Origin of the sequence: Mucilaginibacter sp., assembly GCF_036383575.1 — a bacterium.
Lineage (GTDB): Bacteria > Bacteroidota > Bacteroidia > Sphingobacteriales > Sphingobacteriaceae > Mucilaginibacter.
Window position 1 is genome coordinate 1 of sequence record NZ_DASVOB010000414.1, and the last position, 7,406, is coordinate 7,406.

The 7,406-nt window shown below is 44.8% G+C and carries 5 protein-coding genes; 4 read left to right on the plus strand and 1 reads right to left on the minus strand.

What is annotated here, in order from left to right:
• The 3 genes from VF500_RS14485 to VF500_RS14495 form a co-directional block, all read left to right on the plus strand.
• The coding region (locus VF500_RS14485; RefSeq protein WP_330860346.1) for a RagB/SusD family nutrient uptake outer membrane protein at positions 1 to 1,166 on the plus strand (1,166 nt) is incomplete at its 5' end.
• A 94-nt stretch (positions 1,167 to 1,260) separates the two neighbouring features.
• Positions 1,261 to 2,214: a hypothetical protein gene (locus tag VF500_RS14490; protein WP_330860347.1), complete on the plus strand. Its 954-nt coding sequence runs from the start codon at positions 1,261 to 1,263 to the stop codon at positions 2,212 to 2,214.
• Between the two features lie 16 nt (positions 2,215 to 2,230).
• Positions 2,231 to 3,226: a basic secretory protein-like protein gene (locus VF500_RS14495; RefSeq protein WP_330860348.1), complete on the plus strand. Its 996-nt coding sequence runs from the start codon at positions 2,231 to 2,233 to the stop codon at positions 3,224 to 3,226.
• Positions 3,227 to 3,328: 102 nt separating this feature from the next.
• Here VF500_RS14495 and VF500_RS14500 read toward each other — a convergent pair whose 3' ends face one another.
• Positions 3,329 to 3,640 (minus strand): putative quinol monooxygenase, encoded by a 312-nt coding sequence (locus VF500_RS14500; RefSeq protein ID WP_330860349.1) that lies wholly within the window; start codon positions 3,638 to 3,640, stop codon positions 3,329 to 3,331.
• A gap of 557 nt (positions 3,641 to 4,197) precedes the next feature.
• Here VF500_RS14500 and VF500_RS14505 point away from each other — a divergent pair.
• The coding region (locus VF500_RS14505) for a VIT domain-containing protein (protein ID WP_330860350.1) at positions 4,198 to 7,406 on the plus strand (3,209 nt) is incomplete at its 3' end.

Sequence of the window (7,406 nt, forward strand, 5' to 3'; positions counted from 1 at the left end):
TTACAAGCGGTATCTGTAAAGCTTACAAAGTTGAAGCTTTATTGTTGAAAGCCAGTCCGCTTTACAATGGCAATACCGATATGGCATCGTTAAAAAACCATGATGGTAAACAATTGATAAGCCAAACGGTTGACATAACCAAATGGACTGCCGCTGCCACTGCTGCCAAAACATTCATCACCACGTTTGTGCCAACCGTTTATGATCTTTACCAGGAAACTGATGCTGATCCTTTTATAGCTGCCTATAAATCGTGCCGTGATGTGGTAATTACCGATTGGAATAGTGAGTGGATCTTTGCGAGATCAAACAGTGGTAGTTATACCCAGTATGACCGTACGCCAAAGCATGTTGGCGCGGCTACTCCAAGCTCGGCCAATCAGGGTGGTGGTGCATTGGGCGTAACGCAAACTATGGTTGATGCTTATGCTATGGCTAATGGTCTGCCTATTACTGATGCTGCATCAGGTTATGTTTCAAGTGGCTTTTCAAGCTTTAAAGCACCATTTGATGTTGCTGCAAGGAGCACCTTTAATCCATGGGTTGGTCGCGAACCGCGTTTTTACGTAGGCGTAACCTACACCGGTAGTTATTGGTTAAACCAGGTATCAGGTTCAACGCTTATCACCGATTTTACTTTCAACGGTAACTCTGGCCGTGTACAAAGTACATCGGATGTTACTCCAACCGGTTACGTTATACGTAAAGACGTTACTAAGAGTGATGGTGCCAGGGGAGCTATCATGTTAAGGCTTGCCAATATCTATCTGGATTATGCCGAAGCGCTTAACGAGTCGACCCCTGGCGATGCGGATATTTTGAAATATCTTAACCTGATCCGTCAGCGTGCAGGCGTGCCTGCATATGGCAGCACAGGTTTACCGGCACCGGCAAACCAGGATGCAATGCGCCTGGCTATCCGTGCCGAACGCCGTGTTGAGCTTGCTTTTGAAAACGCGCGCTACTTTGATACACGCCGTTGGAAAATAGCCGAAACTACTGATGCCGGCCCGTTCTACGGAATGGACATGACCAAAAGCGACAATACATTTTATAATAAAACGCTATTGGAAACAAGGGTATTTAAGAAACGTGATTACCTGTTCCCGATCCCTAACGACGAGGTGTTGAAGAACAACAACATGGTTCAAAACCCGGGCTGGTAATACAGTAAATTCCGGTGTTAGCAAATGCCGGGTATCTGTTGATCTTTCACAAAAAAGCCCCGTAGATCGCGGGGCTTTTTCAAATGTCATCTCTATGAAAACAATATGTTATTTTATTTGCGCAGTAGGCATAATAGCTATGGCCTGCAGCAAAAAAGCAAGTGCACCTGTTAAACAAACCGCTGTTAATATCGATCCCGGTGCCCCTGCCGCCACATGGAAAGAACATTGGTTTGAACACAACCAAACCCTTAACCGCATATATTACGACACGAGTGTTGTAGTGTATTATGATGCCGACGTAAAAGCATCAGTAACCTGGCCTAAAACCTATATGGCCCAAGCCTGGAACTACACCAAAAAAACTTACGGAAGCTTCGGCAGCGATTCTCGCTTGTATGCCGTGTTCCATGCTGCTAAATATTCGGGAGGGCATCCCTCAACATATATGGATGCCAGCCATGATTATCATAACGTGACGGATTGCGGCTCATCTGACCCTAACGCCTGGACATCGGGTGTGGGCAATGATATCGACCTCTCAACCCACGAAATCGGTCACATTGTTGAAGGTGCATCCAAAGGAGTACATGGTTCACCTGCTTTTGCTATCTGGCATGATAGCAAGTGGATGGAAATTTACCAGTACGATGTTTACCTGGGCCTTGGCCGGGATGATGATGCCGTACGCTGGAGCAATATGAAATTGAGCACTACCGATGATTTTCCGCGTGCAGGTACCCATTGGTTCAGGGATTGGTTTTATCCTATCTATACCCAGCATGGAAAAACAAAGGCGTTAAACAATTTCTTTACCTTGTTGGCGAAATATTTCCCTAAGCAAACTTTCAATAACGGCAAACAAAACTTCCCCGAATATTCAAGAGATCTGAATATGGGCGAGTTTATCCATTTTTGGAGCGGTGCCGCCGGTGCCGACCTGAAACAACTTGCATTGACGGCTTTCGGCGATAAAGATGAACATGGAAACAGCTGGATCCCACAGCTTGAAAAAGCCCGTACAGATTTTCCGGGTGTTACTTATTAATACAATACTTTAAAAAATGATCAGGAAAAAACTATTACTCCTCGCCCTTTTATGCAGCACGGGTGCCTGCTTTGCACAGGAAAAGGAAAATGACTTAAAAGAATACCATTTAAACCTGCCGGCAGATAGCAGCGCTTTAGATACAAAATCAAAGGAGAAGCTTACCAAAGCTTTCTACAATATTTACCCCGACTTTGCCCGGGCAAACAGCTATCACACAAAAAAATATTTATCGGTTGCTTTTTCTGATAGCCCGGCAATTACTGCCGAAGATGGCAAATTAGAGATCAGTGCTGCCGTAGTTAAAGACCTGTCTGAAAAGAAACTGGAGAAAGCTATGGAAGCCGCCCTGTCAAAAAACTGGGTTTCGGCTGATACCATCAGGAAAAAAGGTTTTCAGCTGGTTTTTATCAACAAAAACCAACATATCGATCCTGCTGTACAGCAAAGCCTGATCGATACCTACTTTGAAATTTTTCCGGTATTGATCAAAACTTTCAATAAAAAAACAACCAAAAGTGTGGTGTTTGTAACTGATACCGCTTATGGTGGTGTTGCAGAAGCGAGCGGTAACCGCATCCTGTTCAGCACCAAATACTTTAAAGCACACCCAACCGATATCGACGTGGTAACCCACGAAACTATGCACCTTGTGCAGGGTTATGGCTACAGTGCCGGGCCTGTTTGGTTAACAGAAGGCATTGCCGATTATGTAAGGTATAAATACGGGGTCGACAATGTTGGTTCAAAATGGTACCTACCCGCCTTTAACAGCAAACAGCATTATACCAATAGCTACCGTGTAACCGCCCGCTTCTTTGTATGGCTCGAGAAAAATGTTAAACCGGGTTTAATTGCCGATCTGGATGTGCAATTACGCGCCCATCAGTATACCGATCAATCATGGGTAGCCTTAACAGGTAAAAACCTTGATGCCCTTTGGGAGGCTTACAGCCAAAACCCTGCTATGGAATTAACATACAGCGATAAGGCAAAGGGTAAAAAGGGATAATAATATTCTTTCTTAAATTTAAGGATCTAAAGCATCTATTCTTTGAGATGTTTTAGATCCTTTTTTGTTTATGCGAGTGGTGATTTTAATTGGCCTAAGCTTTTAAACCTGCCCGTAAATTGCGAACGCTGTATATGCAGCAGGCTCACGTTTAATGTCCATGTCAACCAGTTTTTGTTCAAAGGCGATTGCATATGGCTGCTTCATTTGCACCGTTATAAAATGTTCGACAGTATCATTCCAGGTTTCATAAACCAAAAACTCTTCGGGTTTGCCTATTTCCTCATGCAGGGTGGCATTAACAAAATTAGTTTCGTTACTTATCGTGTCGAACAGGTCAATAAGGATCTGTTTAAACTGATCTTTATTTTGATCTGTAGCTGTAAATTTAATTGATAGCACAAGTTGCTCCATGGCTTTTATATAGTTTATATAGATGAAGGTGTAAAGGTACCGCGCCCTTAAATTAAACTGATTGATATATGGTAAGAAACAAATTGACCTTTATCAAGCATGTTATTGAGTCATGTTCCCTCAGGGTCTCTCGCAGATTTAAGTTAACCCACAAAATTGATAGTCAAATTGATTATAGCCAATTGAGTAAGTTGAGCCCCCCTGGGGCTCAGGTAAGGGGGGAACGTTATTTCTACAAACCTTTTCCCCCTCTGGGGGATTTTTATAGTTTAATAAACAGGTATTAATTGAGATGCTTAAGGACAGGTGCACCAGAGGTGCAAAAGGTTTGTAGCATAAAAAAACAGAAATACCCTTTGCCCCAGAGGGGCAAAACAAAACGCCTTGCTGATTAAACGAAAGCAATTTTGTGGGTTAACTTAAATCTGCGAGAGACCCTGATGGGACATAAGGAGGAACGACGAAGCAATGACGATCTTCTTATTTATGTCTACTGTTTTTTTAATTCATTTTATGGAAACGCTTAAATCCCTGCATCCTACAGGAAATAAGCATCCATGAAAAAGATAATTTCCTTTCCCCTTTTAGTAATTATACTGCTTGTATTACAGATAACAACAGCTTCCGCACAAAGCCCGCAGCTTACGGTTGATGGTAAAAGCAATAACGGTGTTAAGCTGCAACAGTTAAAGGTTGATGTTGCTATTTACGGTAATATCAGCCGTACCACCTGGCAAATGACCTTCTTTAACTCCACTTCGCGCATTTTAGAAGGGACACTGATATTTCCGTTAAAGGATGGTGTAAGCGTTAGCCGTTATGCGCTGGACATTAATGGCAAAATGCGCGAAGCTGTACCTGTCGACAGGGGCAAGGGGACTGTAACCTTCGAGGCTATCGAACGCCGCCGGGTTGATCCGGGTTTGCTTGAAAAGGTGGAGGGCAATGCTTTCCGCACACGTATTTATCCTATTAACCCTAATAGTACCCGAACGGTAATTATAGGTTATGAGGAAGAGATCCCCGCGGTTGATAAAGGCAACCTGAAATTTACGCTGCCGCTTAACATTAAAGATACTGTCGAAAAGTTTTCGCTTAATGCCTCGGTCATCCAAAACGCTGAAGCTCCGGTTGCCGAAGGGGGGAGTGATGTACTGCATTTTGATAACCATCACCATACTTATTCGGCATCTGTCGAAAAAAGCGATTATATTCCCGATCATTCCCTGTCATTTTTAATACCAAAACCAGCCGAAGCCAATGAGGTAATGCTGCAGGCCCAGGGCAATAAGTACTATTATTTTATTAATACCGCGTTACAATCGCAGCCGGTAAATAAACCGCTTCCTCGTCGGATCGGTTTGTTGTGGGACGCTTCCCTAAGTGGCACCAATCGCGATAGCAAAAAAGAACTGGCACTGCTGGATGCCTATTTCAAAAAGGTAAATAATGCGGAGATCAGTCTCACTACATTCAGCAATAAAGTGATCAGTACTAAAAATTACGCTGTCAGCAACGGCGACTGGGCCGAACTGAAAAATGCGCTTGAGCATGTTACCTACGATGGCGCTACCAATTTGGGCAATATCAACCTTGCTCAATACCCGGCAGATGAGTTCCTGCTGATGAGCGACGGTCATCAAACTTTTGGCGAAAAGACTTTAAAACTGACTGGTAAGCCGGTTTACTGTATCAATTCATCGCCAACGGCCGATTACAGTAATCTCAAACTCATCGCCCTTAAAACCCACGGGGAGTTGATTGACCTTACCGGCGGAGAAGCCGATAAAGCGCTGAACAAACTAACCATCCGTTCCGTGCATTTCCTGGGGATCAAGGCCGGTGCTACGGTAGAAGAAACTTATCCCTCATTGCCAGTTGCAGTTGGCAGTTCATTTTCAATAGCCGGGATCACCCGCGATCCCAACCAAACTATTACGCTGCAATATGGCTATGGCGATAAGGTTAGCCTGGAGAAAAAAGTTACGCTTGATTTAGCCAGTAACGCTGTTGAGGATGTAGATGTAGCCAAACTATGGGCGCAGAAAAAGATCAGCGAACTGGATATTAACTACGATGCCAACAGGCAGGAAATTGAATCACTCGGTAAACGGTTCGGCATTATTACCCGCAATACATCGCTCATTGTATTGGAAAATGTAAGTGATTATATCCAATATGGTATTGAACCGCCTGCCGAATTGCAGGCCCAATACGATGCCATCATGAAGCAACGCGGTCCGGTTAATCAGCCGCTGCGCGAGAACCTGAGCACCGCTTACACCATGAAAACAGAATTGGCACAATGGTGGGATACAAAACTTGAAACGGAGGAAAAATCAAAGTCGGCAAATAAAAATACTGCTGCAGTTACACAAAATACGCGTACGCCGGCAGCACCACCGCGCCGCGCCGGCAAAGCTAATACTCCGGTTGTTTTTGGTAATTCGCGGGCAGTAGACCAGGTAGGATCTTCGGCTAATGCAGCCCCGGAAAATGCAAACCAGCTTAATGAGGTTGTTGTGGTAGGGTATGGGGTGCAAAGAAAACAAAGCCTTACCGGTTCGGTAAGCCAGGTTCAGAACGTTGCTGCTTCCTCTCCCGGCGTAAATACACAGCTTGCAGGCAGGGTGGCAGGGGTACAGGTAACCAGTTCCGGCTCACCGGGTTCAAATGCTGAGGTGAGGATCCGGGGTAATGCAAGCGTTGGAGCTGCCGAACCCTTATATGTTGTTGACGGAGCGGTGGCCTCCGGTATCTCTAATATCAACCCTAACGATGTTGCTTCGGTACAGGTTTTGAAAGATGCCAGTGCTACGGCAACTTACGGTGCAAGAGCAGCCGGTGGCGTTGTGATCATCAATACGCGGAACGGCCACAGCGGTAATGTTCAGGTAGATTCTGTTGCCAGTCCGGTAAATCAAAATGGGGCCATCAGCGTTGCATACAACCCTGCCGCTGCCGATTATTTAAAGATCATCCAAAAAACGGATAAGGCTGCACAGTATCAAAAATACCTGGAGTTACGAACTGCATTGAGCGGCAACCCTGTTTATTATTTTGATGTGGCCGATTATTTTATAAAAACAGGCAACATGGAACTGGGTAAACGGATCCTGAGTAACCTTGCCGAGCTTGACCTGGGCAGCTATGAGCTATACAAAATGCTGGGCTACAAATTGAAACAGCTTGGCGATTTTGAGGGCGAGGTATTCGCCTTTAAAAAAGTAACCGAACTGCGCCCGCTTGATCCGCAAAGCTATCGTGATTATGGTCTGGCCCTTGACGATGCCGGCGAACATCAAAAAGCGCTTGATGTGCTTTATACCGCCATGACCAAAAGCTACACCGCTGATGCCGATGGCTTGTACCGGGGTATTCAGGAGATTTTCCTCCCTGAAATAAACAGGATCATCGCCTTAAATAAAAGTAAACTCAATCTCTCCGCTATCGACAAAAAGCTGATCAAATCTTTGCCTGTTGATATCCGCATTGTGATGGACTGGAATATGAACAATACTGATATTGACCTTTGGGTAACCGACCCAAGCAACGAAAAATGCTTTTATTGCCACAACCGTACTGCGGCAGGCGGACGTATTTCGCACGATATGACACAGGGTTTTGGCCCTGAACAGTTTTTATTGAAGAAAGCCATCAAAGGCACCTACAAAATAGAGATCAACTATTACGGCGACAGGCAGGCCACCATAGCCGGTCCCACTACCGTTATGGCCGAAATGTATACGCATTACGGCACGTCTGA